Origin of the sequence: Pseudomonas putida (assembly GCF_005080685.1) — a bacterium.
Lineage (GTDB): Bacteria > Pseudomonadota > Gammaproteobacteria > Pseudomonadales > Pseudomonadaceae > Aquipseudomonas > Aquipseudomonas putida_V.
In genome coordinates this window covers 5,377,576-5,403,654 of the sequence record NZ_CP039371.1, presented here as the reverse complement: position 1 = coordinate 5,403,654, position 26,079 = coordinate 5,377,576, and the positions used below count along the sequence as shown (strand labels likewise).

Genomic DNA, 26,079 nt, shown 5'->3' with positions numbered 1-26,079 from the left:
GGCTTCATGCCTGGCCAAGTGACAGGCGCGGTCAATCACAGGATAATGCGCGCACTTTACATGGAGGTTCGCCCTTGGCGAACCGGCATTGGTCTCGGTTGTACTAAGTCATCGTCTGGCGCCAGTGTCTGGCAGTCCACCCTGACAACCCAGGAGTGTCTGGTTTGATCGTCTTTCGTTATCTGTCCCGCGAGGTCCTGGTGACCTTGAGCGCCGTCAGCGCCGTGCTGCTGGTGATCATCATGAGCGGGCGCTTCATCAAATACCTGGCCCAGGCGGCCCAGGGCGTGCTCGATCCGGGCGTGCTGTTCCTGATCATGGGCTTCCGCCTGCCTGGCTTCCTGCAACTGATCCTGCCCCTGGGGCTGTTCCTCGGTATTCTGCTGGCCTATGGCCGGCTGTACTTGGAAAGCGAGATGACCGTGCTCTCGGCCACCGGCATGAGCCAGCAGCGCCTGCTGGCGCTGACCCTGGCGCCGGCCGCGCTGGTCGCCCTGCTGGTGGCCTGGCTGAGCCTGAGCCTGGCGCCCCAGGGTGTTGCCCAGGTGCAGAAGATCATCAACCAGCAGGACGCTCTCACCGAGTTCGATACCCTGTCGCCCGGTCGATTCCAGACCCTGCGCGATGGCTCCCGGGTGACCTATACCGAGGAGCTGTCCGACGATCGTGTCAAGCTGGGCGGTGTGTTCATCTCGGAAAAACGCTTCAACGCGGACAAGACCAAGGACCGTGCGCCTTCGGTGCTGGTCGCCGAAAAAGGCCACCAGGAAATCCAGGCCGATGGCAATCGCTATCTGGTGCTGGAAAACGGCTACCGCTACGACGGCAACCCGGGCCAGGCCGACTACCGCGCCATCAAGTACGACACCTACGGCGTCCTGCTGCCCAAACCCGAGGTCAGCGAGGAAGTCACCGAGCGTGAAGCCATCCCGACCTCTGACCTGTTCGGCCAGAAGGGCCTGCGCGAGCGCGCCGAGTTGCAGTGGCGGATGTCGTTGCCGATCCTGGTGTTCATCGTGACCCTGATGGCGGTACCGCTGTCCAGGGCCAACCCGCGCCAGGGCCGTTTCCTCAAGCTGCTGCCGGCGATTCTTCTGTACATGGCCTACCTGACGATGCTGATTTCCGTACGCGGCGCCCTGGAAAAGGGCAAGCTGCCAATCGCCCTGGGCATGTGGTGGGTCCACGGCCTGTTCCTGCTCATCGGCCTTGGCCTGATGTACTGGGAGCCGCTGCGCCTCAAGCGCGCCGCTCGCCGTGCGGAGGTGGCCCATGGGTAAGCTCGATCGCTATATCGGCCAGAGTGTGCTGCTGGCCATCCTGGCGGTGCTGGGGATCATCCTCGGGCTGGCCTCGTTGTTCGCCTTCATCGACGAAATGAGCGACCTGTCCGATACCTACACGGTGCTCGACGCCGGGGTCTTCACCCTGCTGACCGCGCCGCGCCGGCTCTATGACATGCTGCCGATGGCGGCGCTGATCGGCTGCCTGATCGGCCTGGGTACCTTGGCCAGTAACAGCGAGCTGACCATCATGCGCGCCGCGGGAGTATCCATCGGTCGCATCGTCTGGGCGGTGATGAAGCCGATGCTGGTGCTGATGCTGGCCGGTATTCTGATCGGCGAATACGTCGCCCCGGTGACCGAGAACAAGGCCCAGGCCGACCGTTCGCTGGCCCAGGGCGGTGGTGAGGCGCAGAGCTCCAAGCGCGGCATGTGGCACCGCCAGGGCGATGAGTTCGTGCACATCAACTCGGTGCAGCCCAACGGCCTGCTGCTGGGCGTGACGCGCTACCGCTTCGACGACGAACGCAAGATCGTCACCTCCAGCTTCGCTCGCCGCGCGCAGTACCAGGACGACCATTGGGTGCTCAGCGACGTCGCCACCACGCACTTCCGTGGCGACCATACCGAGGTGATCAAGAGCCCGCAGGAGCAGTGGGATGTCTCGGTGACCCCGCAGTTGCTCAATACCGTGGTGGTAGCTCCGGAGTCGCTGTCGATCACTGGGCTGTGGGAGTACATCCACTACCTGGCCGATCAAGGGCTGAACAACGCGCGCTACTGGCTGGCGTTCTGGACCAAGGTCCTGCAGCCGGCGGTGACTGCGGCTCTGGTGCTGATGGCGATTTCGTTCATCTTCGGCCCGCTGCGGTCGGTGACCCTGGGTCAGCGCGTGTTCACTGGCGTGCTGGTGGGCTTTGTGTTCCGCATTGCCGGTGACCTGCTCGGGCCATCGAGCCAGGTGTTCGGCTTCCCGCCGTTGCTGGCGGTGGTGATACCGGCCGGGATCTGCGCAATCGCGGGCCTTTGGTTGTTGCGCCGGGCGGGTTAACGGCCTTTGCTGCATGAAAAAGCCGACCCTTGGGTCGGCTTTTTTGTGGCCTTGTGTCGGCCTCTTCGCCAGCGATGCGCTGAACATCATTTTTTCCGCTTGGGCAGTCGCACCAGCTGGGTGTCCGAGTAGATGTCGTGCCAGCCGCGTTTACGCTTGTCGACCAAGGCCCAGAAGAAACCCAGCCCCAGGCACAGCCACGAAGCAATCGAAACCACGAAGCGCAACAGCGCCTGCCACAGGCTGATGGCGCTACCATCGGCATTTTGCACCCGCACGCCCCACACTTGCATGCCCAAGGTCTGGCCGCCGTGGGTCCAGAACTTGGCGAAGAAGCCGAACAGGGCGAACAAAAGAATCGTCGACAGCAATGGGTCGCCATCCAGGGCGCCGGCCTCGGTGAGTTCGCGCATGCGGGCTTCGCCGATGATCGCCATCTGGATCATCTTGTAGGCGCCCGCGGTAACGATCAGCAGCGCCGTGCACAGCAAGAAGTCATAGAACATCGCCGCCAGGCGTCGGCCCAGGCCGACCGGTGGAAAATCACCCTGGGGGGAGAGCAGAGGCTTGGACATGCAGGACGGCTCCGAAAGGCGAAGCCGGTATTCTACGGGCAAAAAAAAGCCCCTGCACATGGCAGGGGCTTTTCTTCGAAGTCGGTGCGGCTTAGCTGGCGACTTGAACCTTGTCAGCCTGCATGCCTTTCTGGCCTTGGACTGCTTCGAAGGTCACCTTCTGGCCTTCTTTCAGGCTCTTGAAGCCGTTGCCTTCGATAGCACGGAAGTGCACGAACAGATCCGGACCGCTTTCTGGGGTGATGAAGCCGTAACCTTTTTCGTCATTGAACCACTTGACGGTACCGTTCTGACGCTCAGCCATTGTCTTATTTCCTATGAAGCTTAAATTTTGATGACAGTTTCTTTCACATGTTTTGACGCGAAAGAGTACCGGGCTGGGTTGCAGGAAAGTAAGAGACGTCGAACGGGTTGTAGCAGATTGCGGCTACTGGCCCAGGTCACGAACTGTTGCGACCCATGCAAACACAGTGGAGTGACTCTACGCCAACTCCCGAGCGAAAAACAAGCCCTCCCGGCTGCAGGAAATCGGGCATTTGCCGATAACCGACAAATTTGTCGGAAACGGCATGGCGCCTGGCCTGCCGCCATGTTCCAAAGTTATAGAAGAGGTTCGAAAACGAATATCGCCGAACCTCAGAGGGTGCATTCAACCGCGATAGTAACGTTGTGCAACGAAAGGCATTTTGCTGACTTTCAGGGCAACTTGCTTACCGCGTACCAGGGCGAACAAAGCGGTATCGAGCGCGGCATGTTCGACTTCGATGTAGCCCATGGCCAGCGGGGCGCCGAGCGTCGGACCAAAACCGCCGCTGCAGACCCGGCCAACGGTCTTGCCAGCCGAGTCGACGATCTCCGCGCCTTCGCGTACCGGGGTGCGTTCCTGCGGCAGCAGACCCACGCGCCTGCGCGGCACACCTCGTTGCTGCTGGGCGAAGACGGTGTCGGCTCCCGGGAAGCCGCCTGGACGTGCGCCATCGGCACGGCGGACCTTGGAAATGGCCCATAGAAGGCTGGCTTCGACCGGCGTAGTGGTGGTGTCCATGTCGTGGCCATACAGGCACAGGCCGGCTTCCAGGCGCAGCGAGTCGCGGGCACCCAGGCCGATCGGTTGTACTTCGGGCTCGGCCAGCAGGCGGCGGGCCAGGCCTTCGGCAGCGGCGACCGGCACCGAGATCTCGTAGCCGTCTTCGCCGGTGTAGCCCGAGCGGCTGACGAAGCAGTCCTCACCCAGTAGCGTCAGCGGGCGGAACTGCATGAAGGTCATGCCGACCACCTCCGGCGCCAGGCGCTCGAGCACCTTCACCGCCGCCGGCCCCTGCAGGGCGAGCAGGGCGCGTTCGGCAAACAGCGGCTGGATCTCGCAACGATCGCCGATGTGCTGCTGCAAGTGGGCCAGGTCCTGGTCCTTGCAGGCGGCGTTGACCACCAGGAACAGGGTGTCGTCACCCAGGTTGGCGACCATCAGGTCGTCGAGGATGCCGCCTTGCTCGTTGGTGAACATGGCATAGCGCTGCATGCCCACCGGCAGGTCGATGATGTCCACTGGCACCAGGCTTTCCAGGGCCTTGGCGGCCTCGCTGCCGCGCAGCACGATCTGGCCCATGTGCGAGACGTCGAACAGCCCTGCCTGGTCGCGGGTGTGCAGGTGTTCCTTGAGCACGCCAAGCGGGTACTGCACCGGCATGTCATAGCCGGCGAACGGCACCATGCGTGCACCCAGCTCCAGGTGCAGGGCGTGCAATGGGGTCTTGAGCAGTGTTTCGGACATCGATGACTCCTTGGTTTGCTGTTCGGGTCAACATTCGATGATGTTGACGGCCAGACCGCCGCGGGCGGTCTCCTTGTATTTGCTTTTCATGTCTGCGCCGGTCTGGCGCATGGTGCGGATGACCTTGTCGAGCGAGACGAAATGCTGTCCGTCGCCGCGCAAGGCCATGCGCACCGCATTGATCGCCTTCACCGAGCCCATGGCGTTGCGCTCGATGCAAGGCACCTGGACCAGCCCGCCGATGGGGTCGCAGGTCAGGCCCAGGTTGTGTTCCATGCCGATTTCGGCGGCGTTCTCCACTTGCTGGGGCGTTCCGCCCATCACTTCGCACAGCGCTCCGGCCGCCATCGAACAGGCCACGCCCACTTCGCCCTGGCAGCCGACTTCGGCGCCCGAGATCGAGGCGTTTTCCTTGTACAGGATGCCGATGGCCGCAGCGGTGAGCAGGAAGCGCACCACACCGTCCTCGTTGGCTGCGGGGGCGAAGCGCATGTAGTAATGCAGCACTGCCGGGACGATGCCGGCCGCGCCGTTGGTCGGGGCAGTGACCACGCGGCCGCCGTGGGCGTTTTCTTCGTTGACCGCCAGGGCGTAGAGGTTGACCCAGTCGAGCACCGACAAGGCATCGCGCAGGCTCGCCTCCGGGTGCTGGCTGAGCTGGCGATAGAGAGCCGGCGCGCGGCGCTTGACCTTGAGCCCTCCGGGCAGGATGCCTTCGTGCCGGCAGCCGGCGGCGACGCAGTCCTGCATCACCTGCCAGATGCGCAGCAAGCCGGTGCGGGTCTCGGCCTCGGGGCGCCAGGCCGACTCGTTGGCGAGCATCACCTGGCTGATCGAAAGCTGCTGCGCGACGCAGTGACCGAGCAGTTCCTTGGCGGTCTTGAACGGATAGGCCAGTTCGGTGCGGTCCTCGACGATGCGGTCCTTGCCGGCGGCATCTTCGTCGACCACGAACCCGCCGCCGACCGAGTAGTACTCGCGGCTGCGGATCTGCAGGCCAGCGGCGTCGAAGGCGCGGAAGATCATGCCGTTGGGGTGGTAGGCCAGCGGTTTGCGAATCATCGCCAGGTGTTGCTTCTCGACGAAGGCGATGGGGTGCTCGCCCAGCAGGCGCAGGCTGCCGCTGTCGCGAATCGCCTGGAGGCGGGCGGGGATCGATTCGGTGTCGACGCTATCGGGGTGCTCGCCTTCGAGGCCGAGCAGCACAGCCTTGTCGCTGCCATGGCCTTTGCCGGTGGCGCCCAGCGAGCCGTACAGCTCGGCCTTGACGCAGGCGGTGCTGGCCAGCAGGCCGTCGCGACGCAGGCCTTCGGCGAAGCGCGCGGCGGCACGCATCGGGCCGACAGTGTGGGAGCTGGAGGGGCCGATGCCGATCTTGAACAGGTCGAAGACGCTCAAAGACATGATGACCTCCTAACCGGCTCTTGAGGTAGACGGTGACCTGTAGGAGCGGGTTTACCCGCGAAAGCGCCAGCGAAGCCTGCATCACATTCGCGGGTGAACCCTCTCCTACAGGGCGGTAGCGAGCCCGAGGGCCATCAGACGTCCTGATAGCTCTCGATCGATGGGCAGGCGCAGACCAGGTTGCGGTCGCCGAACACGTTGTCGACCCGGCCGACCGGTGGCCAGTACTTGCCTTCCACCAGGCTCGGCAACGGGTACACCGCCTGCTCGCGGCTGTAGCCATGGGACCACTCGCCAACCAGCTCGGCCGCAGTGTGCGGGGCGTTCTTCAGCGGGTTGTCGTCCTTGTCCAGGCTGCCGGCCTCGACCGCACGTATCTCTTCACGGATGCGGATCATCGCGTCGCAGAAGCGGTCCAGTTCTTCCTTGGATTCGCTCTCGGTCGGTTCGATCATCAGTGTACCGGCCACCGGGAACGACATGGTCGGGGCGTGGAAACCGAAGTCGATCAGGCGCTTGGCCACGTCATCGACACTGATGCCGCTGGTGTCCTTGAGCGGGCGCAGGTCGAGGATGCATTCGTGCGCCACCAGGCCATTGCCACCGCTATACAGAACAGGATAGTGCTCTTCCAGGCGACGGGCGATGTAGTTGGCGTTGAGGATGGCCATCTGCGAGGCACGCTTGAGCCCGGCGCCACCCATCATGCGGATGTACATCCAGGTGATCGGCAGGATGCTGGCGCTGCCGAACGGCGCTGCGCAGACCGCGCCGCCCGTGTTCTCGAGCTGGGCGTGGCCTGGCAGGAACGGCGCCAGGTGCGACTTCACGCCGATCGGGCCGACACCTGGGCCGCCGCCACCGTGCGGGATGCAGAAGGTCTTGTGCAGGTTTAGGTGGGACACGTCGCCGCCGAACTTGCCCGGGGCGCACAGGCCGACCATGGCGTTCATGTTGGCGCCGTCGATGTACACCTGGCCGCCGTTGTCGTGGATGATCGCGCAGATTTCGCCGATGGCCTCCTCGAACACGCCGTGGGTCGACGGGTAGGTGATCATGATCGCTGCCAGGCGTTCGCGGTGCTCGATCGCCTTGGCTCGCAGGTCTTCCACGTCGACGTTGCCACGGGCGTCACAGGCGGTGACCACCACGCGCATACCGGCCATGTGCGCGGTCGCAGGGTTGGTGCCATGGGCCGAGGAGGGGATCAGGCAGATGTCGCGGTGGGCTTCGCCACGGCTGCGGTGGTAGGCGCGGATGGCCAGCAGGCCCGCGTACTCGCCCTGGGAGCCGGCGTTGGGCTGCAGCGACACGGCGTCGTAGCCGGTGGCGGCGCAGAGCATGGCTTCCAGCTCGGTGGTCATTTGCAGGTAGCCCTGGCTTTGCTCGGCCGGGGCGAACGGGTGCAGGTTGCCGAACTCGGCCCAGGTCACCGGGATCATCTCGCTGGCGGCGTTGAGCTTCATGGTGCACGAGCCCAGCGGGATCATGCTGCGGTCCAGCGCCAAGTCCTTGTCGGCCAGGCGACGCAGGTAGCGCATCAGCTCGGTTTCGCTGTGGTAGCGGTTGAATACCGGGTGTTGGAGGATGGCCGACTGGCGCAGCAGGGCCGCTGGCAGGCGCGAGGCGGTGCTGGCGGCCAGGGCGGCGAAGTCCGGCTGCGCCTGGTCAGCGCCGAACAGCTGCCACAACGCCTCGACATCGGCCTGGGTGCTGGTCTCGTCGAGCGAAAGGCCCAGGTGCTCGGCATCGATCTGGCGCAGGTTGATGCGCTGGGCGCGGGCCTTGTCGTGCAGGCCGGCGGTGGCCGTGCCGGTGGCCAGGGTCAGGGTGTCGAAGGCGCTCTCGCCGACCACCTTCAGGCCCAGGCGCTCAAGGCCGGCGGCCAGGATCGACGTCAGGTTGTGGGTGCGCTGGGCGATGCGCTTGAGGCCCTCTGGGCCGTGGTACACGGCGAACATGCTGGCGATGTTGGCCAGCAGTACCTGGGCGGTGCAGATGTTGCTGGTGGCTTTCTCGCGACGGATGTGCTGCTCGCGGGTCTGCATGGCCAGGCGCAGGGCGGTCTTGCCGAAGCGGTCGATCGACACGCCTACCAGTCGGCCCGGCATGTCGCGCTTGAATGCGTCGCGGGTGGCGAAGTAGGCCGCGTGCGGGCCACCGAAGCCCAGGGGCACGCCAAAGCGTTGGGCGCTGCCGATGGCCACGTCGGCGTCGAACTCACCCGGTGCGGTGAGCAAGGTCAGGGCCAGCAGGTCGGCGGCGACCGCCACCAGGGCGTTGGCAGCGTGGAAGCGTTGCACCAGCTCGCGATAGTCGAACACCTCGCCATTGCTGGCCGGGTATTGCAACAGCGCGCCGAAGAACGCGGACACGTCGCTCAGTTCGGCTTCGTCGCCGACCACGATCTCGATGCCCAGCGGTTCGGCGCGGGTGCGCAGCACGTCGAGGGTCTGTGGGTGGCAGTGCTGCGAAACGAAGAAGGCATGGCTGGCCTTGTTCTTCGACAGGCGCTTGCAGAAGGTCATGGCTTCAGCGGCGGCGGTGGCTTCGTCGAGCAGCGAGGCGTTAGCGATCGGCAGGCCGGTGAGATCGCTGACCAGGGTCTGGAAGTTCAGCAGCGCTTCCAGGCGGCCTTGGGAAATCTCTGGCTGATACGGGGTGTAGGCCGTGTACCAGGCCGGGTTTTCCAGCAGGTTGCGCAGGATTGGCGCCGGGGTGTGGGTGTTGTAGTAGCCCTGGCCGATGTAGCTCTTGAACAGTTGGTTCTTGCCGGCGATGGCCTTGAGCGCGGCGAGAGCGTCGGCCTCGCTCTGGCCGTCCTCGCTGCCGAGCACGCTGGTGCCCTTGATGCTGTCGGGGATGACCGCGGCAGACATGGCCTCCAGCGAGTCGAAACCGAGACTGGTGAGCATGGCCTGCTCGTCGGCGCTACGCGGGCCGATGTGGCGGGCGATGAATTCGTTGGCGGTGCCGAGGTTGATGGTCATGGTGGCGGTTCCTCAGGCGTTGTCGTTGGCGGTGATCAGGCGATCGTAGGCGTCCTGGTCGAGCAGGGCGGCCACGGCTTGGGCATCGGTCGGCTTGAAGCGGAAGAACCAGCCTTCGCCCAGCGGATCCTCGTTGACCAGCTCGGGGCTGTCGTTGAGGCCTTCGTTGACCGCGATCACTTCACCGGCCAGGGGCATGTACACGCCGCTGGCGGCCTTGACCGATTCGACAGTGGAGGCTTCCGCACCCTTGTCGTAATGCTGCAGCTCGGGCAGTTGCACGTAGACCACATCACCCAGGGCATTCTGGGCGTAGGCGGTGATGCCCACGGTGACACTGCCGTCGGCTTCGACGCGCAGCCATTCGTGATCTTCGGTGAAACGCAACTCGCTCATGGGAATTCCTCGGGAAGCAGGGGCTTGTAGGCGCGGTGGGCCACGCTCTTTCAGTGCTGCTTCTTAAGCAAAAAGGCTGCCACTCATAAAAAGTGTTTTTATATCAATGACTTATTTATTTTCCGCAGGGCGGCTGACACTTGCATTGGAATGAAATCGATACAGTTCCATTGCCGATGTAAAAGGTTTGATCCATCAAACCCTTGGCTATAACAAGTCAGGATGATGTGTATTGATATCGATACGCTGTACTGATATCGATACGAATTGGCCTTCGGCCACCGCCTAGCGAGGGCAATCTCGACTTCGACGGCGTTGCGCCGAGCGGTTATTGCTGCAGGGCCCTCGGCCTATGGCTACGCTGCTCGTCCTGGACGTCGCTCGCCGGTTGCAACTGGAAGTCGAAGCGCACGGCGGCGAAGCGCCCGTCAATGCCACTGCTGGGGTCTTCGGTCAGCGTGACGTCGCCCACCAGCCCATCGCGGGTGGCGTGGGCGAAGTCGTCCCAGAGGTATTGGTCGCCGGCGAGGTTGATCTGGGTGGTCAGGTGGCGATGGCCGGGGGCGGAAATGAAGAAATGGATGTGCGCCGGACGCTGCCCATGGCGGCCCAGCAGGTCCAGGCATTGCTGGGTCGGCCCATCGGGCGGGCAACCATAGCCACTGGGCACGATGCTGCGGGCGCGATAGCGGCCCTGGGCGTCCGTGCGGATGCGCCGACGCAGGTTGTAGTCGCTCTGGCTCGAGTCGAAGTAGGAATACAGCCCTTGGGTATTGGCATGCCAGACATCGACGATGGCGCCGCTGATCGGCTGGCCCTGCAGGTCGAGCACCTGGCCTTCCAGCAGCATCGGCATGCCTGCGTCGCTGCCATCGTCCAGCCGCGCCTGGCCTTCGCTCAATGGCGCGCCGGCCACGTACAGCGGGCCTTCGATGGTGCGCGGCGTACCGCCGACGTGTCCGACTTGCTGGTCGCGGGCATCGCTGAGCAGGTCGAGGAAATGCTCCAGGCCCAGCCCGGCCACCAGCAGCCCGGCCTCGCCACGGCCACCCAGGCGGTTCAGGTAGTCGACCGCCGTCCAGAACTCGTCGTCACTGATCTCAAGGTCTTCGATCAGGCGGGCGCAGTCCTGCAACAGGCGCAAGACGATTTGCTTCACGCGGGGGTTGCCTTGCGCGCTGGCACTGCCGGCGGCCTTCTCGAAGAAGGCCTGCAGTTCGGCGGTATGAGCGATCTTTGCAGTCATGGGATACCTCACAGGTCATTGTTGTTGTTTTGCCGGTGAAGTCGGTTTTGCAAACCCGGTGCCAGTTGGCCTTTCCAGGGGTTGCGCGGGCTCCAGGCCGGGAACCTGGCAGGCCACTCGACCATATGATCAAGCGGGCCTGCCGGCATTGCGCAAATGCTCAAGCCTTGCCCGGGGCCTCCTCGCCGGGCGCCTTCTTCAGCCGGTAGGCCAGGGCCGGGCGGGTCATGCCCAGCAGCCGCGCCGCCTCGGAGACATTCTGCTGGCAGCGCGTCATGGCCTCCTGCATCAACGCAGCCTCCACGGCTTCGAGGCTGGTGCCGCTGTCGATGATCTGCGCGATCCAGCCCGCCGCGCCAGGGGCATGGTCGGCGACCAGGCGCCCGTCATTGCCCAGGCCGATGCAGTCGTCGGCGGCTGGGGCGTGGGGGAAGAGCGCGTCCACGGCGATGCTCTGGTTGTCGTCGGTGATGATCACGCCGCGCTCCATGAGGTTCTCCAGCTCACGGATGTTGCCCGGCCAGTCATAGTGCAGGCACGCCTCCATCGCCCGGTCGCTGAGGCCACGGGTCTTCTTGCCGTAGCTTTCGTGCAGGCGTGCGAGGAAGTGCTCGATGAGCAGCGGGATGTCCTCGCGGCGCTCGCGCAGGGCAGGGATGCGCACCGGGAACACGTTCAGCCGATAGAACAGGTCGGCGCGAAAACGCCCTTGCTTGACCGCTTGCTCGAGGTCTTCGTGGGTGGCGGCGATGACCCGCACATCGACCTGGCGGGTACGGGTGTCGCCCACCCGCTCCAGTTCGCCTTCCTGCAGCACGCGCAGCAGGCTGGCCTGGGCACGCGGGGTGAGCTCGACGATTTCATCGAGGAACAGCGTGCCGCCGTTGGCCCGTTCGAAGCGCCCCATGCGCGCCTGCTGGGCGCCGGTATAGGCGCCTTTTTCCACTCCGAACAGCTCGGCTTCGATCAGGTCGTGAGGGATCGTCGCGCAGTTCAGGGCCACGAATGCGGCGCCGGCCCGTTCGCTGCGCAGGTGCAGGCTGCGGGCGATCACTTCCTTGCCTACGCCGGTTTCACCCAGCAACAGCACCGAGGCCTTGCCGGCGGCCACCTTGTCGATCAAGGTGCAGCAGCGCCGGTACACCACCGAGTCGCCGATGCCATAGAACTGCCCTGCCGCGTACTGCAGGCGCTGGCGCAGATTGGCCACCTGCACCTGCAGGCTCTGCAATTCGTCAATGATCGGGTCGCTCTGGAAGTAGCGCATGAATTCGTCGGCATCGTCCCACTGCTCCACCGGCTTGCCGATGATGCGGCACTGCGCGCCGCCGCAACCGCGGCAACTGACCTCCTTGTACAGCACCTGGCGGCCGAGGAAGAACGAGCTGTAGCTGATCGCATAGCCCAGCAGCATCCAGCAGATCGGCTGGTCGGAGTGCAGGTTCTCCTGCTGGCAGTTCTCCACCTCGTAGGAGTCCTGCCATTGGATGTCGGCATAGAAGTGGCCGCTTTCCAGGTCGATCTCCAACTGCAGTGGGCGGACCTTGACCATGCCCTTGAGCGAATGCAGTTGCGGGCCGATGAAGAACATCTCGACCGGATTGCCGTTGGGCCTCAGCTTGCGGGCAAGTTCCGCATCCTTGAGCCCGGACTGGTAGCCCAGGCGCAGGAAGAAGCCCTTGGCGCGTTCGACGCCGAGCATTTCGATCAGCTCGCGGCGCATGCTCGCCATCACCGCAGCCTGGACCAGCAGCATGCGTTGTTCGTCCAGCCAGATCTTGCCTTCGGTGCCGAGAAAGCGGACCCGCTCGGTCAGGTCCGTCAACGCCGGAGCCGGTTCCGGTGCCCGGTACTGGGTGATCATAAGCAGCGCCCCTTGATTGTAGTTGTATGGGGTTTGGGCATGGCCCGCTCAGGCTGGCGGGTGGTGCATGCCGGGGCGGCCTCGGGGTGCACGCATGGTCGGGCCGTCTCGCCTACTAAAACCGCCTGAAAGCCAGGCAAAAGTCAATCACCGGCTGAATTGGTCATTTGCTGCATCACGGCGATCAGGCTTGAGCAAATGATCAATCGGCTGCGGGCGCGACAGGCTCGGCGGCCGCTGGCGCTCCCCGAATTTCATCGGTTCTTGTTCTTTAATTCTTTTCGAATCAAGCAATTAAGTGCTCGTGCGGGTTGTGAAGGAGGGTCTGGCACAGCTGTTGCTCTGACCCTCTTGAGCCCAGATGGAGCATCTTCACCATGACCCAAGCCACTTCCTCACTCCAACAAATGCCGCATTACGTTCGCGTACGCAGCGAGCCGGACGCGGCCTTCGTCGAGTTCGATTTCGCCATCGGCTACCCGGACCTGTTCGTCGAGCTGGTCCTGCCCCAGGCCGCCTTCGTCAGCTTCTGCGATCACAACCAGGTGCTGCACATGGACGCAGCGATGGCCGCCGCCGTCGATGCCGACATGCGCAAGTGGCGCTACGGCGAGAGTCGCGACCAGGACGACTGAGGCGCTGCCAGCCAGCGCGTTGCATCCCCACAACAACAAATACAGGACGCCTTGCATGAGCATTGAAATTAAGACAGCCACCGTCGAGCCGATCCGCCAGACCTTCAGCCATATCCGTCGGCGTTTCGGTGACAAGCCTGCCAGCCGCTACCAGGAAGCCAGTTTCGACATCGAGGCAGCCACCAACTTCCACTACCGTCCGCTTTGGCAGCCCGACAAGCTGCTCAACGACCCTACCCGCACCGCCGTGCGCATGGCCGACTGGTACGCCGTCAGCGACCCTCGCCAGTACTACTACGGCACCTACGTGCAGGCCCGGGCACGCATGCAGGAAAACGCCGAGCACAGCTTCGCCTTCTGCGAGAAACGTGAACTGCTGGCCAACCTGCCGGCGCCCCTGCGCGCCTCGATCGCCCGCTTGCTGCTGCCGCTGCGCCATGCCGAGCTGGGCGCCAACATGAACAACAGCGGTATCGCCGCCGATGCCTTCGGCACCAGCGTCACCCAGATGCACATGTTCCATGCCATGGACCGCCTGGCCATCGCCCAGTACCTGTCGCGCATCGGCCTGCTGCTCGAGGAAGACGGCCTGGCGCTGCTCGCCGACGCCAAGCAGCGCTGGCTCGACGACCCGGCCTGGCAGGGCCTGCGCCGCTACGTGGAAGACACCTTGGTGGTGCGCGACTGGTTCGAGCTGAGCCTGGCGCAGAACCTGGTCAGCGATGGCCTGCTGTACCCGCTGCTGTTCGAGCGCTTCGACGATCAGTTGGCCGCTGCTGGCGCCGCCCCGGTCAGCATGCTCACCGAGTTCATGCGCCTGTGGTTCGGCGAGAGCCAACGCATGGTCGATGCCCTGGTCAAGACCGCCAGCGCCGCCAGCCCGGAAAACCAGCGCCTGATCGATGGCTGGGTCAGCCACTGGCGCAGCCGGGCGCTGGAGGCGCTGCGGCCTTTGGCCGACCTCGGCCCGGGCCGGGAGGCCCTCGACGCGGTCGACAGCGCCTTTGGCGCAAGGCTGGCAAAACTCGGCCTCACGGGAGCGCGCGCATGACTTCCCTCGTCTACATCGCCTTTCAGGATAACGACAGCGCCCGCTACATCGTCGAGGCCATCACCCAGGACAACCCTCACGCCCAGGTCCAGCACCAGCCGGCGATGATCCGCGTGCAGGCCGAAGGCCGTCTGGAAATCCACCGTGCCACGGTGGAGGAAAAGCTCGGCCGCGAATGGGACGTGCAGGAAATGCTGATCGACGTGATCACCCTCGGCGGCAACGTCGAGGAAGACGAAGACTGCTTCGCCCTGCACTGGAACTGATCCGTACAACGACAAGAATCCGGAGAACCACCATGGCCGCCAAACGCCTGAACCAGAAAGACAAGTACCGCTGCATGACCCGCGACCTGGGCTGGGAGCCGAGCTACCAGAGCAAGGACGACATCTACCCGTACGAGCGGTTCGAGGGCATCAAGATCACCGATTGGGACAAGTGGGAAGATCCGTTCCGCCTGACCATGGACGCCTACTGGAAATACCAGGCGGAGAAAGAAAAGAAGCTCTACGCGATCTTCGACGCGTTCGCCCAGAACAACGGCCACCAGAACATTTCCGATGCCCGCTACGTCAACGCCCTGAAGCTGTTCCTCAGCGGCGTCACCCCCCTGGAGTACCAGGCCTACCAGGGCTTCGCCCGGGTCGGACGGCATTTCGGCGGCGCCGGCGCCCGCGTCGCCTGCCAGATGCAGGCCATCGACGAACTGCGTCACGTGCAGACCCAGGTGCACGCGATGAGCCACTACAACAAGCATTTCAACGGCCTGCACGACTTCGCCCACATGCACGACCGGGTCTGGTTCCTGTCGGTGCCCAAGTCGTTCTTCGAGGACGCCCGCACCGCCGGCCCGTTCGAGTTCCTCACGGCCATCTCGTTCTCGTTCGAGTACGTGCTGACCAACCTGTTGTTCGTGCCGTTCATGTCCGGCGCCGCGTTCAACGGCGACATGGCCACGGTGACCTTCGGTTTCTCGGCGCAATCCGATGAAGCCCGGCACATGACCCTGGGCCTGGAGGTGATCAAGTTCCTGCTCGAGCAGCATGAAGACAACGTGCCGATCGTCCAGCGCTGGATCGACAAGTGGTTCTGGCGCGGTTACCGCCTGCTGACCCTGGTCGGGATGATGATGGACTACATGCTGCCGAACAAGGTCATGTCCTGGGCCGAGGCCTGGGAGGTGTACTTCGAGCAGGCCGGCGGCGCGCTGTTCAAGGACCTGGAGCGCTACGGCATCCGGCCACCGAAGTACGTCGAGCAGACCACCATCGGCAAGGAGCACATCACCCACCAGGCCTGGTCGATCTTCTACCAGTACAGCCAGGCGACCAACTTCCACACCTGGATCCCCACCGACGAGGAACTGGACTGGCTGTCGGCCAAGTACCCGGACACCTTCGACCAATACTACCGACCGCGCTACGAACACTGGCGCGAACTGCAGGCGCGTGGCGAGCGCTTCTACAACCCGACGCTGCCGATGCTCTGCCAGATCTGCCAGATCCCGCTGGCGTTCACCGAGCCGGACAACCCGACCCAGCTCAGCCACCGCAGCCTGGTGCATGAGGGCGAGCGCTACCACTTCTGCTCCGACGGCTGCTGCGACATCTTCGCCCACGAGCCTGATAAGTACGTCCAGGCCTGGCTGCCGGTGCACCAGATCCTGCAGGGCAATTGCGGCGGCGGTGACGTCGAGGCAGTGGTGCGTGACTACTACAACATCGACCCCGGCCAGGACAATTTCGACTACCAGGGCTCGCCCGAGCAGCAACGCTGGCAGGCGCTGCACAGCAACGAACGCAAGGCCGGCTGATCGCTACCCGGGGCGGCGTATACCGCCCCGTACCTACAAGAACAAGAGGACACTGTCATGCCCGTGACCGCCATCGGTACCTATACCGCCCAACCCCTGGACCTGCAGGCCAACTTCCACGGCGCGCAACTGGTCTACCTGTGCTGGGAAAACCACCTGCTGTTCTGCGCACCGTTCACCTTGCCGGTCGACCCGGCGCTGCCCTTCGGTGATTTCATCGAGCAGGTGGTCAAACCGGCCATCGCCCTGCACCCCGATGCCGCCCAGGTGAATTTCGACGTCGCCCGCTGGCGCCTGGACGAACGACCGTTCGCCCCTGACCTTGCCAGCGGCCTTGCCGCCAACGGTGTCGTCCACAAGAGCCTGCTGCACCTGCACACCCCTGGCCTCGAAGGCCTGGGTGGCAGCTGCAACTAGAGGAGCAGGGCCATGAGCTACCAAGTCACGATCGAACCCACCGGTGACCAGATCGAGGTCGAGGAGGGCCAGACCATTCTCCAGGCGGCCCTGCGCCAGGGCGTCTGGTTGCCGTTCGCCTGCGGCCACGGCACCTGCGCCACCTGCAAGTGCCAGGTACTGGAAGGCGACGTGGACATCGGCGCCGCCTCGCCTTTCGCCCTGATGGACATGGAGCGCGAGGAGGGCAAGGTGCTGGCGTGCTGTGCCATCCCGCAGAGCGACCTGGTGATCGAGGCCGACATCGATGTCGATCCGGACTTCGCCGGCCTGCCGGTGCAGGACTACCATGCCGTGGTCACCCACCTGGTGGAGCTGTCGCCGACCATTCGCGGCGTGCACCTCAAACTCGACCGACCCATGGCGTTCCAGGCCGGGCAATACATCAACCTGCAACTGCCGGGCATCGAAGGCACACGGGCGTTTTCCCTGGCCAACCCGCCGGAGCGGGCCGACGAGGTCGAGCTGCACGTGCGCCTGGTCGAAGGCGGCCTCGCCACCGCCCATATCCACCAGCGCTTGCAGGTGGGCGACAAGGTCGAGCTGTCGGGGCCCTATGGGCAGTTCTTCGTGCGCAGCTGCCAGCCGGGGAATTTGATCTTCATCGCCGGCGGGTCGGGGCTGTCCAGCCCGCAGTCGATGATCCTCGACCTGTTGACCCAGGGCGACACCCGGCACATGACGCTGTTCCAGGGGGCGCGCACCCGCGCCGAACTGTACAACCACGACCTGTTCGTCAGCCTGGCCGAGCGCTACCCCAACTTCAGCTACGTGCCGGCACTGAGCCAGGCTGGCGACGACAGCAACTGGAGCGGTTTTCGGGGGTACGTGCATGACGCGGCGAAGGCGCATTTCGACGGCCGCTTCAGCGGCCACAAGGCCTACCTGTGCGGCCCGCCGCCGATGATCGATGCTGCCATCACCTGTCTCATGCAGGGCCGGTTGTTCGAACGTGACATCTTCATGGAGCGCTTCTACAGCGCCGCCGACGGGGCCGGGGAAGGCCAGCGTTCGGCCTTGTTCAAGCGTATCTGAGCCCGATTGCCGGGTACCTCGCCAGGGCGCGGGGTGCCCGCGTGCACCCGACCGATAACAACAACAAAGGTTGACCTGAATGAACCCGACCCTTGCGACCCTGCTTCGCCTCGCCGCCGGCCTGAGCCTGTTCGGTGCCGCCAACCTGACCCATGCCACCGAAGGCGGGGGCACCTCCTACCCGCTGGGCGCCGAGAACTACATGAGCGGCGCCATGCCGCCGCCAGGCTTCTATGGCCAGTTGTTCGTCAATCACTACGAAGCCAACAACCTGCGCGGCAACGATGGCCGCAAGTTGCCGGTGGACTTCAGCGTGCGCGCCAACGCCATCGTGCCGCGGCTGATCTGGGTCAGCGACTACACCCTGTTCGGCGCCAGCGTCGGCCTGCACGCGATCGTGCCGCTGGTGGACGTCAAGGTGAGCCTCAATGGCCAGTCGCAGCACAACAGCGGCCTGGGTGACGTGATCTTCGGCCCGGCGCTGGGCTTTCACCACAGCGAGAAATTCCACAGCATCCTGGCCTTCGACATGATTGCCCCCACCGGCCGCTACGACAAGGACGACCTGGCCAACCCCGGGCGCAACTACTGGGTGTTCGAGCCGGTCTACGCGATGACCTACGTCGACCCCGACGGGCTCAATGCCGATGCCAAGATCATGTACGACTTCAACCGCCGCAACCCCGACACCGATTACCGTTCCGGCCAGGAATTCCACGTCGACTACGCCATCGGCTGGGGCTTTGGCAACGGCTGGGTGGCCGGCATCGGCGGCTACTACTACCGCCAGACCACCGACGATCGCCAGGACGGCGAGCGGATCGATGACAACAAGGGCCGCAGCTTCGCCATCGGCCCGTCGATCAAGTACAGCGACAAGGACGGCTGGTTCGTCACCGCCAAGTGGTCCAAGGAAACCGAAGTGCGTAACCGAGCCCAGGGCGATGCCTACTGGGTCAAGCTGACCGTGCCGTTCTGAGCGTATCCCCTCACTGGCATGTCTCCCTCGCGCAGGGTGTGCCGGGATCGGTCGTGGCGGGCTCTATCACTGGCGTTTAGCCGCTATGATTGAGCAGTCCGTAGCGGCTGAACATCAGCGCTCAGCGAGGGAGAGCTACCCATGCGCACGTTGTTGAACACGCGGTATTCATTGATGGCACTGGCGTTCCTGGCGCTGTCCTGGTCGTTCTGGTTCAGCCCCAGCTGGTTGCAGCTGGCGGCGGGCCTGGCACTGTTCATCTTTGGCATGCAAAGCCTGGAGCAGGGACTCAAGAGCCTGGCTGGCGGCCGGCTGGAAACCTGGCTGGCGCAAAGTACCGCGACGCCGGTGAAAGGCCTGATGTTCGGCTGCGTGGCGACCTTCATCATGCAGTCGAGCACCCTGGTCTCGTTGTTGACCATTGCCTTCCTCAGCACCGGCCTGATCACCCTGGCCGGCAGCATCGCGGTGCTGTTCGGGGTCAACCTGGGTGCCACCAGCGGCATCTGGTTCCTGGCCATGGCCGGGCAGAACCTGAGCATGTCGGCCCTGGCCATGCCGTTGTTGGTGTTTGGCGTGTTGCTGAGTTTCGCGGGTGAAAAGAGCAAGGCCATTGGCCGCTTCCTGCTGGGGATCTCGATGATCTTCCTCGGGATCGATGGCATCAAGGAAGGCTTCTTCGGCTTCGGCGACCTCGACCTGCGCAACTACAGCGCCAGCGGTTTGCAGGGTGTGTTGCTGTTCACCGCCATCGGTACGCTGATCACCGTGGTGGTGCAGTCGAGCCACGCGACGCTGATGCTGACCCTGGTGGCGCTGGCCAGCGATCAGCTGCAACTGCCCCAGGCCTTGTGCATTGCCGTCGGATCCAACGTCGGTAGCAGCATTTCCACAGCGTTCATGGGCATGATCGGCAGTACCCGCAGCGGCCAGCGCCTGGCCATCGCCCATGCCCTGTTCAACTGCACGACGGCGGTGTTGTCGCTGCTGCTGTTGGCCCCGCTGAAGTGGTTGGTGGTCAATGCCACAGGCCTGGTTGGCCTGGGCAGCAATACCCTGATCCAGCTGGCCCTGTTCCACACCCTGTTCAATGCCATGGGCGTGGCGGTGTTCTGGCCCTGGCAGCAAGCACTGGCAGGCGCGCTGGAGCGTTGGCTGCCAGACAAGATCGAGCCTGAAGAGTTGTTGGCCGAGCAGTCGCCTGGGCGGGTCGAGGTCACCCATGCCCGCTACCTCATGCCAGCGGCCTTGCAGACGGCGGACAGTGCGGTGATCGCTGTGGCCGAGGAGTTGCAGCACCTGGGCCGATTGGGCCAGGAAGTGGTGGCGCATGCGCTGTACTGCCCGTTGGGCCAGCTGGACTCCCCGGGCGACGACGATGCGGCGTTGCGTGCCCGAGCGCAGTCCGGTCACATGGATGCCGAGCAGCTCTACCACCTGCACATCAAGGGGGTCTACGCCGATTTGCTCGAATTCATGGGGCGCATGGAGCAGCCGCTGGAGCCTGAGCAGCTGGCCTTCTGGCGCAACTGCCAACTGGCGGCGTTCCAACTGGTGGATGCGGTCAAGCACACCCGCCGGCTGCAGAAGAACTTGCGTCGCTACGTGGCGGAGCCACACGAGTCGGTGGCGCGGCAAAACTACCTGGCGCTGCGCCAGCACGTGCTGGAAAGCCTGCGCGAGATTCGCCAACTGAGCCTGGCCGATGTCGAGGCCGCACAATGGGCGGTGCGTTTCCAGGCCTTGAACGAGCGCGAACAGCACTTCGAGGAGCGCTTCCGGCAGTCGTTGTACGAAGGCATCCGCAACGGCGCGCTGGATGGCATGGTCACCAGTTCGCTGGTCAACGACCTGGGATCGAGCCACAACATCGTACGTGGCTTGCGTGCGGTTCTGGTGGTGCTCGGTGAGGGCCGCGAGGCCAAGCGTCAGCGCGGGGTCTTGCTCGGCCCGGAGCCGCTGCTGGCCGACCTGGCCTGAAGCACGCTCAAGGTTTGCCGGGGATCCCGTACTTGCGCAGCCGCTGGGCAATGGCGGTGTGCGAGGTCTGCAAGCGTCCGGCCAGTTGCCGGGTCGAGGGGTAGCTGGCGTACAGGCGCTGCAGCAGCTCGCGCTCGAAATCGCCCACCGCCTGCTCCAGACTCGCCACTTCGCCGTCCTGGCCTCGGGCGACCGAAGTGCCGGCGATGTCCAGGTCGCCGATGTCCACCAGCGAGCCCTCGCAGATGGCTGCGGCGCGGAAGATCACGTTCTGCAGCTGGCGCACGTTGCCCGGCCAAGGGTTGGCCAACAGCGCCGAGTGGGTGGCCGGGGCCAGGCGGCAAGCCGGGCGCTGGATCTGCGTACAGGCTTGCTGCATGAAGAAATGCGCGAGCATCAGGATGTCCTGGCCACGGTCGCGCAGCGGCGGCACCTGCAGGTTGAGCACGTTCAGGCGGTAGAACAGGTCTTCGCGGAAGGTGCCTTCGGCGACCATGCGCTCCAGATCACGGTGGGTCGCGCTGATGATGCGCACATCGACCTTCACCTCGCGGTCGCCGCCCACCCGGCGGAAACTGCCATCGTTGAGAAAACGCAGGAGCTTGGCCTGCAGGTAGGGCGACATTTCGCCGATCTCGTCGAGAAACACCGTGCCCTGGTTGGCCAGCTCCATCAGCCCCGGCTTGCCGCCGCGCTGGGCGCCGGTGAAGGCGCCGGGGGCATAGCCGAACAACTCGCTCTCGGCCAGGCTCTCGGGCAGGGCTGCGCAGTTCAGCGCCAGGAAAGGCGCGGCGTGGCGGCTGCTCAAGGCGTGGCAGGCGCGGGCCACCAGCTCCTTGCCGGTGCCGGTCTCGCCATGCACCAGCAAAGGTGCGTCGAGGGCCGCCACCCGCAGCGCACGAGCCTTGAGGGTGCGGATCGCCGGCGATTCGCCGAGCAAGGCATCGAAGCCTTCGGCGTGGTCGTGGTGCAGGGCCGACAGCCGCTCGCCCATGCGCGTGGGCGGGTACAGGGTCAGCAGGCCACCGGCGTTGGTGATGGGCGTGGCGTCGAGCAGCAGGCTCTGGCCGTTGAGCTGCATCTCGCGCATTGGCAGGTGGAAGTTGTTGTCCAGCAGGGCCTGCAGCAGCCCAGGGTCGGCGAACAGCTCGCCTACCGAGCGCCCCGCCGATTCGCGCCCGCACAGGGCGATCAGCGCCGGGTTGGCCAGCAGCACCTTGCCTGCGCTGTCCACGGCCAGCACCGGGTCGCTCATGGCGGCGAGCAGGGCATCGAGTTGCAGGTGACGGCGCTGGCCAGGGAGGATGTCGACCACCTCGACCGACTGTACGCCTTGCACTTCGAACAAGGCGTCGTGCAGTTCCTCGAGCACGGCGGGGCTCAGGGTCGGGGCGTCGATGTAGACGTTCGGTGGCACCATCTCCACCGCATCCAGGTTGAGGTTGCGGGCGCCGAGCAGGGCCAGGACTTCCTGGGTGATGCCGACGCGGTCGATGAAGCTGACGTGGATGCGCATGGGAAGGCGGGGGTGGTGGCCGGGGAGGGCGTTAGTATGCCCCTAGTCGGGGTACATGCCCAAGGACGGCGGTGGCGGTATCGCCGGCAAGCCGGCTCCTACAGGAGAGTGTGGGAGCCGGCTGGGTGGGATCAGGCGTTACCTAGATGTTCGGGTTTGACCGGGTCGCCGGATTTCACATCCAGTTTTTCTCGAATGTCGCTGAACATGTGGTCGTAGAGTTTGTGTGGAGAGCTCAGGCTTTCGAATTTCTTCGGCGGTGGCAGGTAGGACTGTGCCTTGCGGCTCAGCAGCATGAGGAAGCTGGGCAGTACCTGGTCCTTGGCCAGGAAGAACTTTTCGTCGACCGTCTTGCCTTCGATGGTGCCATGCATGCGGAACTGGATACCTCTGCCTTCCTTGGGGTCGGTTTCAGCTTCGTAATCGATCTTGAGATCGTAGCTGTGGTCGTTCTGGTTCAGCGCGGTGCGCTCGATATGTACATGACCGGGCTCGTACGTGGCCATGGTGAATCCTCCGGAAGGTTGAAATTGGCGGGCGAACAGCGCCCGCCCAGTGCATCAACGGTAGCTTATTCCGGGGTTGGCGGTGGAAACCCGAGTGCCGGCGGCGCCCTTGACGATGTCCTCGATCTTTTCCAGCGAGCTGATCACCGCCACCTTGCCGGTGTTGCGGGCGAAGTTGCTGGCGGCCTGCACTTTCGGCCCCATGGAGCCGGCGGCGAAGCCCAGGCGCTCGAGTTCGTCGGGGTGGGCCTGGGCGATGGCCTTCTGCGTCGGCTTGCCCCAGTCGATGTAGGCGGCGTCGACGTCGGTGGCGATCACCAGCAGGTCGGCCTCCAGCTGCTCGGCCAGCAGTGCCGAGGCCAGGTCCTTGTCGATCACCGCCTCGATGCCCTTGAGCTTGCGGTTTTCATCGTACATGGTGGGAATGCCGCCACCGCCTGCGCAGATCACGATGCTGCTCTTTTCCAGCAGCCATTTGATCGGGCGAATCTCGAAGATGCGCTTGGGTTTCGGGCTGGCCACCACGCGGCGGTACTTGTCGCCGTCCGGCTTGACCACCCAGCCCTTTTCCTTGGCCAGCTTTTCGGCTTCTTCCTTGCTGTAGACCGGACCGATGAACTTGGTCGGATCCTTGAAAGCAGGGTCGTTGGCGTCAACCTCGACCTGGGTGAGCAGGGTGGCGAACGGCACCTCGAATGCCAGCAGGTTGCCCAGCTCCTGTTCGATCATGTAGCCGATCATGCCCTCGGTCTCGGCGCCCAGCACGTCCAGCGGGTAGGCCTCGTCGGGTTTGTAGGCCATGCCCTGGAGCGACAGCAGGCCGACTTGCGGGCCGTTGCCGTGGGCGATGACCAGTTCGTTGCCGGGGTGGATCTTGGCGATCTGTTCGGTGGCGGTGCGGATGTTGGCGCGCTGGTTTTCAGCGGTCATCGGCTCGCCGCGACGCAGCAGGGCGTTACCGCCCAAAGCTACAACGATACGCATGGGGAATGTCCTTTAACTGAGAAAGGGAGTGCTGCCGTCGCCAACGACACCGTCCCTGTAGGAGCGGGTTTACCCGCGAATGCGCCAGCAGGCCCCTTGAGGTTGTCTGGACTGGCGCTTTCGCGGGTGAACCCGCTCCTACAGGGAGCAGGTGGTCCGCGATGCCGAGGCAGCCCTTACAGATCGGCCAGGGTCGACACCAGGATCGCCTTGATCGTATGCATGCGGTTTTCCGCCTGCTCGAAGGCGATGCAGGCCGGCGACTCGAACACGTCATCGGTCACTTCGATGCCGTTCGACAGCTCCGGATACTGTTCGGCGATCTGCTTGCCGACCTTGGTCTCGGAGTTGTGGAACGCCGGCAGGCAGTGCATGAACTTGGTCCGTGGATTGCCGGAGGCCTTCATCAGCTCCTTGTTCACCTGGTACGGCTTGAGCAACTTGATACGCTCGCCCCAGGCTTCGATCGGCTCGCCCATCGATACCCAGACGTCGGTGTGGATGAAGTCCACGCCCTTGACCGCGGCCTTGGCGTCCTCGGTCAGGGTGATGCGCGCGCCGCTCTCTTCAGCGTACTTCTTGCAGCGCTCCACCAGTTCGTCGAGCGGCCACAGCTCCTTGGGCGCAGCGATGCGCACGTCCATGCCGAGCTTGGCACCGATCAGCAGCAACGAGTTGCCCATGTTGTTGCGGGCATCGCCCAGGTACACGTAGCTGATGTCGTGCAGCGGCTTGTCGCTGTGCTCGCGCATGGTCAGCACGTCGGCGATCATCTGGGTCGGGTGGTATTCGTCGGTGAGGCCGTTGAACACCGGTACGCCGGCGAATTTCGCCAGCTCCTCGACGATCTCCTGCTTGAAGCCGCGATACTCGATGGCATCGTACATGCGCCCGAGCACGCGGGCGGTGTCCTTCATGCTTTCCTTGTGGCCGATCTGCGAGGAGTTGGGGTCGATGTAGGTGACGTTGGCGCCCTGGTCATAGGCGGCGACCTCGAAGGCGCAGCGGGTGCGGGTGGAGGTCTTCTCGAAGATCAGGGCGATGTTGTTGCCCTTCAGGTGCTGCTGCTCGGTGCCGGTGTATTTGGCGCGCTTGAGGTCGCGGGACAGGTCCAGCAGGTACTTCAGCTCGCGGGTAGTGTGGTGTTCGAGGCTGAGCAGGTTGCGATTGTGGATGTTGAACGCCATGACGGAGTCTCCTTAGGCTTTCAAAGAATTCGGCTGTTGGCTGCCCGGCGGCCCGGTTGGGCACCGCCGGGGTTGGTCGTACTAGTAGTCGACCGGGTCGCGCACGATCGGGCAGGTCATGCAGTGACCGCCGCCACGGCCCCGGCCCAGTTCGCCGGCGCTGATGGTGATGACTTCGATGCCGGCCTTGCGCAGCAGGGTGTTGGTGTAGGTGTTGCGGTCGTAGCCGACCACCACGCCTGGTTCGATGGCCACCACGTTGTTGCCGTCGTCCCACTGTTCACGCTCGGCGGCGAAGCTGTTGCCACCGGTTTCCACCACCCGCAGCTTGACGCCAAGCTGCTCGCCCACCACCTCGATGAACGATTTGTTGATGCGGCGCACGTCCATGCCGTAGGGCTTGCCTTCGTCCGGGCGGATGATGAACGGCACGATCTCGTTGACCACTTCCGGGAAGACCGTGACCAGGTCGCGGTCGCAGAAGCTGAACACGGTGTCCAGGTGCATGGCGGCGCGGGATTTCGGCAGGCCGGCGACGATGACTTCGCTGGCCGCGCCCTTGGCGAACAGGTTCTGCGCCAGTTGGCCGATGGCCTGGCGCGAGGTGCGCTCGCCCATGCCGATGAGCACGATGCCCTTGCCGATCGGCATCACGTCACCGCCTTCGAGGGTGGCGCTGCCGTGGTCCTTGTCCGGGTCGCCATACCAGACCTGGAAGTCGGCCTTGGTGAACTCGGGGTGGAACTTGTAGATGGCGGTGGTCAGCAGGGTTTCCTGACGTCGCGCCGGCCAGTACATCGGGTTGAGGGTCACGCCGCCGTAGATCCAGCAAGTGGTATCACGGGTGAACTGGGTGTTGGGCAGCGGCGGCAGAATGAAGCTCGAGTGGCCCAGGTAGTCGTTGTACATCTTGACCACATCGGCGCCTTCGCTTTGCGGCAGGTCCTGGCCGGCGACACCGCCGATCAGGAACTCCGCCAGGTGACGGGGTTCCAGGCCTTCGAGCCAGCTGCGCACCTCGTTGGTCAGGCCTACGCCAACGGTGTCAGGGGTGATCTTGCGATCGAGGATCCATTTCAGGGCTTCTTTGTTCTGCACGATGTCGGTCAGCAGGTTGTGCATCTCCAGCACCTCGACGCCGCGTTCGCGCATCTTGGTGACGAAGTCGAAGTGGTCCCGCTTGGCCTGGTCGACCCAGATCACGTCGTCGAACAGCAGTTCGTCGCAGTTGCTGGGGGTCAGGCGCTTGTGCGCCAGGCCCGGAGCGCAAACCATCACCTTGTGCAGCTTGCCGGCCTCGGAGTGGACACCGTACTTCTGTTTTTCAGTGGACATGGTTCAAATCCTCCAATAGTGC

24 protein-coding genes are annotated in these 26,079 nt (G+C 64.3%); 10 read left to right on the top strand and 14 right to left on the bottom strand.

Annotated elements, in window-relative coordinates:
* The first annotated feature begins 164 nt into the window (after positions 1 to 164).
* Both lptF and lptG read left to right on the top strand, forming a co-directional pair.
* Positions 165 to 1,280: an LPS export ABC transporter permease LptF gene (gene lptF, locus E6B08_RS25160; protein WP_136916444.1), complete on the top strand. Its 1,116-nt coding sequence runs from the start codon at positions 165 to 167 to the stop codon at positions 1,278 to 1,280.
* The gene (gene lptG, locus E6B08_RS25155; RefSeq protein WP_136916443.1) at positions 1,273 to 2,334 is read left to right on the top strand and encodes an LPS export ABC transporter permease LptG; all 1,062 of its coding nucleotides are present in this window, start codon (positions 1,273 to 1,275) and stop codon (positions 2,332 to 2,334) included. The genes lptF and lptG overlap by 8 nt, the downstream gene beginning before the upstream one ends.
* Positions 2,335 to 2,420: 86 nt before the next feature.
* On the opposite strand, the gene E6B08_RS25150 is transcribed toward lptG, so the two are convergent.
* The 9 genes from E6B08_RS25150 to E6B08_RS30905 form a co-directional block, all read right to left on the bottom strand.
* Entirely contained in the window at positions 2,421 to 2,909 is a 489-nt protein-coding gene (locus E6B08_RS25150; protein WP_136916442.1) for an RDD family protein, read from the bottom strand.
* Positions 2,910 to 3,000: 91 nt separating this feature from the next.
* Complete coding sequence (locus E6B08_RS25145) at positions 3,001 to 3,213, bottom strand: cold-shock protein (RefSeq protein ID WP_054905899.1); 213 nt, start codon at positions 3,211 to 3,213, stop codon at positions 3,001 to 3,003.
* Between the two features lie 345 nt (positions 3,214 to 3,558).
* The gene (gene gcvT / locus E6B08_RS25140) at positions 3,559 to 4,680 is read right to left on the bottom strand and encodes a glycine cleavage system aminomethyltransferase GcvT (protein WP_136916441.1); all 1,122 of its coding nucleotides are present in this window, start codon (positions 4,678 to 4,680) and stop codon (positions 3,559 to 3,561) included.
* A 27-nt stretch (positions 4,681 to 4,707) separates the two neighbouring features.
* On the bottom strand, positions 4,708 to 6,084 hold the full coding sequence (locus tag E6B08_RS25135; protein ID WP_136916440.1) for an L-serine ammonia-lyase: 1,377 nt from the start codon (positions 6,082 to 6,084) through the stop codon (positions 4,708 to 4,710).
* 134 nt (positions 6,085 to 6,218) lie between these two features.
* On the bottom strand, positions 6,219 to 9,074 hold the full coding sequence (gene gcvP, locus E6B08_RS25130; RefSeq protein WP_136916439.1) for an aminomethyl-transferring glycine dehydrogenase: 2,856 nt from the start codon (positions 9,072 to 9,074) through the stop codon (positions 6,219 to 6,221).
* A gap of 12 nt (positions 9,075 to 9,086) precedes the next feature.
* Positions 9,087 to 9,470, bottom strand: a complete 384-nt coding sequence (gene gcvH, locus E6B08_RS25125) for a glycine cleavage system protein GcvH (RefSeq protein ID WP_136916438.1) — start codon at positions 9,468 to 9,470, stop codon at positions 9,087 to 9,089.
* Positions 9,471 to 9,798: 328 nt separating this feature from the next.
* Positions 9,799 to 10,716, bottom strand: coding sequence for a catechol 1,2-dioxygenase (catA, locus tag E6B08_RS25120; RefSeq protein ID WP_136916437.1), 918 nt, complete (start codon positions 10,714 to 10,716; stop codon positions 9,799 to 9,801).
* 160 nt (positions 10,717 to 10,876) lie between these two features.
* Positions 10,877 to 12,580 carry a sigma-54-dependent Fis family transcriptional regulator gene (locus E6B08_RS25115; protein ID WP_136916436.1) on the bottom strand — a complete coding sequence of 568 codons (1,704 nt, stop codon included), beginning with the start codon at positions 12,578 to 12,580 and terminating at the stop codon, positions 10,877 to 10,879.
* Positions 12,581 to 12,727: 147 nt separating this feature from the next.
* Entirely contained in the window at positions 12,728 to 12,874 is a 147-nt protein-coding gene (locus E6B08_RS30905; protein WP_192938591.1) for a hypothetical protein, read from the bottom strand.
* 83 nt (positions 12,875 to 12,957) lie between these two features.
* On the opposite strand from E6B08_RS30905, the gene E6B08_RS25110 reads away from it, so the two are divergent.
* From E6B08_RS25110 to E6B08_RS25075, 8 genes are all read left to right on the top strand, one after another.
* The gene (locus tag E6B08_RS25110) at positions 12,958 to 13,215 is read left to right on the top strand and encodes a phenol hydroxylase subunit (protein ID WP_136916435.1); all 258 of its coding nucleotides are present in this window, start codon (positions 12,958 to 12,960) and stop codon (positions 13,213 to 13,215) included.
* A gap of 55 nt (positions 13,216 to 13,270) precedes the next feature.
* Entirely contained in the window at positions 13,271 to 14,266 is a 996-nt protein-coding gene (locus E6B08_RS25105) for an aromatic/alkene monooxygenase hydroxylase subunit beta (protein ID WP_136916434.1), read from the top strand.
* Entirely contained in the window at positions 14,263 to 14,532 is a 270-nt protein-coding gene (locus tag E6B08_RS25100; RefSeq protein WP_056802508.1) for an MmoB/DmpM family protein, read from the top strand. Before E6B08_RS25105 ends, E6B08_RS25100 begins: the two co-directional genes overlap by 4 nt.
* A gap of 32 nt (positions 14,533 to 14,564) precedes the next feature.
* On the top strand, positions 14,565 to 16,079 hold the full coding sequence (locus tag E6B08_RS25095) for an aromatic/alkene/methane monooxygenase hydroxylase/oxygenase subunit alpha (protein ID WP_136916433.1): 1,515 nt from the start codon (positions 14,565 to 14,567) through the stop codon (positions 16,077 to 16,079).
* Between the two features lie 57 nt (positions 16,080 to 16,136).
* Entirely contained in the window at positions 16,137 to 16,496 is a 360-nt protein-coding gene (locus tag E6B08_RS25090; protein ID WP_136916432.1) for a phenol hydroxylase subunit P4, read from the top strand.
* 12 nt (positions 16,497 to 16,508) lie between these two features.
* Positions 16,509 to 17,570 (top strand): NADH:ubiquinone reductase (Na(+)-transporting) subunit F, encoded by a 1,062-nt coding sequence (locus E6B08_RS25085; protein WP_136916431.1) that lies wholly within the window; start codon positions 16,509 to 16,511, stop codon positions 17,568 to 17,570.
* A 79-nt stretch (positions 17,571 to 17,649) separates the two neighbouring features.
* Positions 17,650 to 18,549: a SphA family protein gene (locus tag E6B08_RS25080; RefSeq protein WP_136916430.1), complete on the top strand. Its 900-nt coding sequence runs from the start codon at positions 17,650 to 17,652 to the stop codon at positions 18,547 to 18,549.
* Positions 18,550 to 18,690: 141 nt separating this feature from the next.
* Positions 18,691 to 20,529: a Na/Pi cotransporter family protein gene (locus tag E6B08_RS25075; protein ID WP_136916429.1), complete on the top strand. Its 1,839-nt coding sequence runs from the start codon at positions 18,691 to 18,693 to the stop codon at positions 20,527 to 20,529.
* Between the two features lie 7 nt (positions 20,530 to 20,536).
* On the opposite strand, the gene E6B08_RS25070 is transcribed toward E6B08_RS25075, so the two are convergent.
* The 5 genes from E6B08_RS25070 to arcA all read right to left on the bottom strand — a co-directional run bounded on the left by E6B08_RS25070 (position 20,537) and on the right by arcA (position 26,057).
* Positions 20,537 to 22,045 carry a sigma-54-dependent transcriptional regulator gene (locus E6B08_RS25070; RefSeq protein ID WP_136916428.1) on the bottom strand — a complete coding sequence of 503 codons (1,509 nt, stop codon included), beginning with the start codon at positions 22,043 to 22,045 and terminating at the stop codon, positions 20,537 to 20,539.
* 131 nt (positions 22,046 to 22,176) lie between these two features.
* Positions 22,177 to 22,551 carry a DUF5064 family protein gene (locus tag E6B08_RS25065; RefSeq protein WP_136916427.1) on the bottom strand — a complete coding sequence of 125 codons (375 nt, stop codon included), beginning with the start codon at positions 22,549 to 22,551 and terminating at the stop codon, positions 22,177 to 22,179.
* A gap of 54 nt (positions 22,552 to 22,605) precedes the next feature.
* On the bottom strand, positions 22,606 to 23,535 hold the full coding sequence (gene arcC / locus E6B08_RS25060; protein WP_136916426.1) for a carbamate kinase: 930 nt from the start codon (positions 23,533 to 23,535) through the stop codon (positions 22,606 to 22,608).
* 176 nt (positions 23,536 to 23,711) lie between these two features.
* Complete coding sequence (locus E6B08_RS25055) at positions 23,712 to 24,722, bottom strand: ornithine carbamoyltransferase (RefSeq protein WP_136916425.1); 1,011 nt, start codon at positions 24,720 to 24,722, stop codon at positions 23,712 to 23,714.
* An 81-nt stretch (positions 24,723 to 24,803) separates the two neighbouring features.
* A complete protein-coding gene (gene arcA / locus E6B08_RS25050; protein ID WP_136916424.1) occupies positions 24,804 to 26,057 on the bottom strand; it encodes an arginine deiminase in 1,254 nt (417 codons plus the stop codon).
* Between the last annotated feature and the right edge of the window lie 22 nt (positions 26,058 to 26,079).

Bases quoted from the DNA above. Each gene is read 5' to 3' on its own strand.
- gcvH (WP_136916438.1), bottom strand. From the start codon at position 9,470: ATGAGCGAGTTGCGTTTCACCGAAGATCACGAATGGCTGCGCGTCGAA.
- E6B08_RS25115 (WP_136916436.1), bottom strand. From the start codon at position 12,580: ATGATCACCCAGTACCGGGCACCGGAACCGGCTCCGGCGTTGACGGAC.
- E6B08_RS25085 (WP_136916431.1), top strand. From the start codon at position 16,509: ATGAGCTACCAAGTCACGATCGAACCCACCGGTGACCAGATCGAGGTC.
- E6B08_RS25145 (WP_054905899.1), bottom strand. From the start codon at position 3,213: ATGGCTGAGCGTCAGAACGGTACCGTCAAGTGGTTCAATGACGAAAAA.
- E6B08_RS25110 (WP_136916435.1), top strand. From the start codon at position 12,958: ATGACCCAAGCCACTTCCTCACTCCAACAAATGCCGCATTACGTTCGC.
- catA (WP_136916437.1), bottom strand. From the start codon at position 10,716: ATGACTGCAAAGATCGCTCATACCGCCGAACTGCAGGCCTTCTTCGAG.
- arcA (WP_136916424.1), bottom strand. From the start codon at position 26,057: ATGTCCACTGAAAAACAGAAGTACGGTGTCCACTCCGAGGCCGGCAAG.
- E6B08_RS25065 (WP_136916427.1), bottom strand. From the start codon at position 22,551: ATGGCCACGTACGAGCCCGGTCATGTACATATCGAGCGCACCGCGCTG.
- E6B08_RS25070 (WP_136916428.1), bottom strand. From the start codon at position 22,045: ATGCGCATCCACGTCAGCTTCATCGACCGCGTCGGCATCACCCAGGAA.
- arcC (WP_136916426.1), bottom strand. From the start codon at position 23,535: ATGCGTATCGTTGTAGCTTTGGGCGGTAACGCCCTGCTGCGTCGCGGC.
- E6B08_RS25100 (WP_056802508.1), top strand. From the start codon at position 14,263: ATGACTTCCCTCGTCTACATCGCCTTTCAGGATAACGACAGCGCCCGC.
- E6B08_RS25105 (WP_136916434.1), top strand. From the start codon at position 13,271: ATGAGCATTGAAATTAAGACAGCCACCGTCGAGCCGATCCGCCAGACC.
- E6B08_RS25055 (WP_136916425.1), bottom strand. From the start codon at position 24,722: ATGGCGTTCAACATCCACAATCGCAACCTGCTCAGCCTCGAACACCAC.
- lptG (WP_136916443.1), top strand. From the start codon at position 1,273: ATGGGTAAGCTCGATCGCTATATCGGCCAGAGTGTGCTGCTGGCCATC.
- E6B08_RS25090 (WP_136916432.1), top strand. From the start codon at position 16,137: ATGCCCGTGACCGCCATCGGTACCTATACCGCCCAACCCCTGGACCTG.
- E6B08_RS25150 (WP_136916442.1), bottom strand. From the start codon at position 2,909: ATGTCCAAGCCTCTGCTCTCCCCCCAGGGTGATTTTCCACCGGTCGGC.
- gcvP (WP_136916439.1), bottom strand. From the start codon at position 9,074: ATGACCATCAACCTCGGCACCGCCAACGAATTCATCGCCCGCCACATC.
- E6B08_RS25135 (WP_136916440.1), bottom strand. From the start codon at position 6,084: ATGTCTTTGAGCGTCTTCGACCTGTTCAAGATCGGCATCGGCCCCTCC.
- E6B08_RS25095 (WP_136916433.1), top strand. From the start codon at position 14,565: ATGGCCGCCAAACGCCTGAACCAGAAAGACAAGTACCGCTGCATGACC.
- gcvT (WP_136916441.1), bottom strand. From the start codon at position 4,680: ATGTCCGAAACACTGCTCAAGACCCCATTGCACGCCCTGCACCTGGAG.
- E6B08_RS25075 (WP_136916429.1), top strand. From the start codon at position 18,691: ATGCGCACGTTGTTGAACACGCGGTATTCATTGATGGCACTGGCGTTC.
- E6B08_RS25080 (WP_136916430.1), top strand. From the start codon at position 17,650: ATGAACCCGACCCTTGCGACCCTGCTTCGCCTCGCCGCCGGCCTGAGC.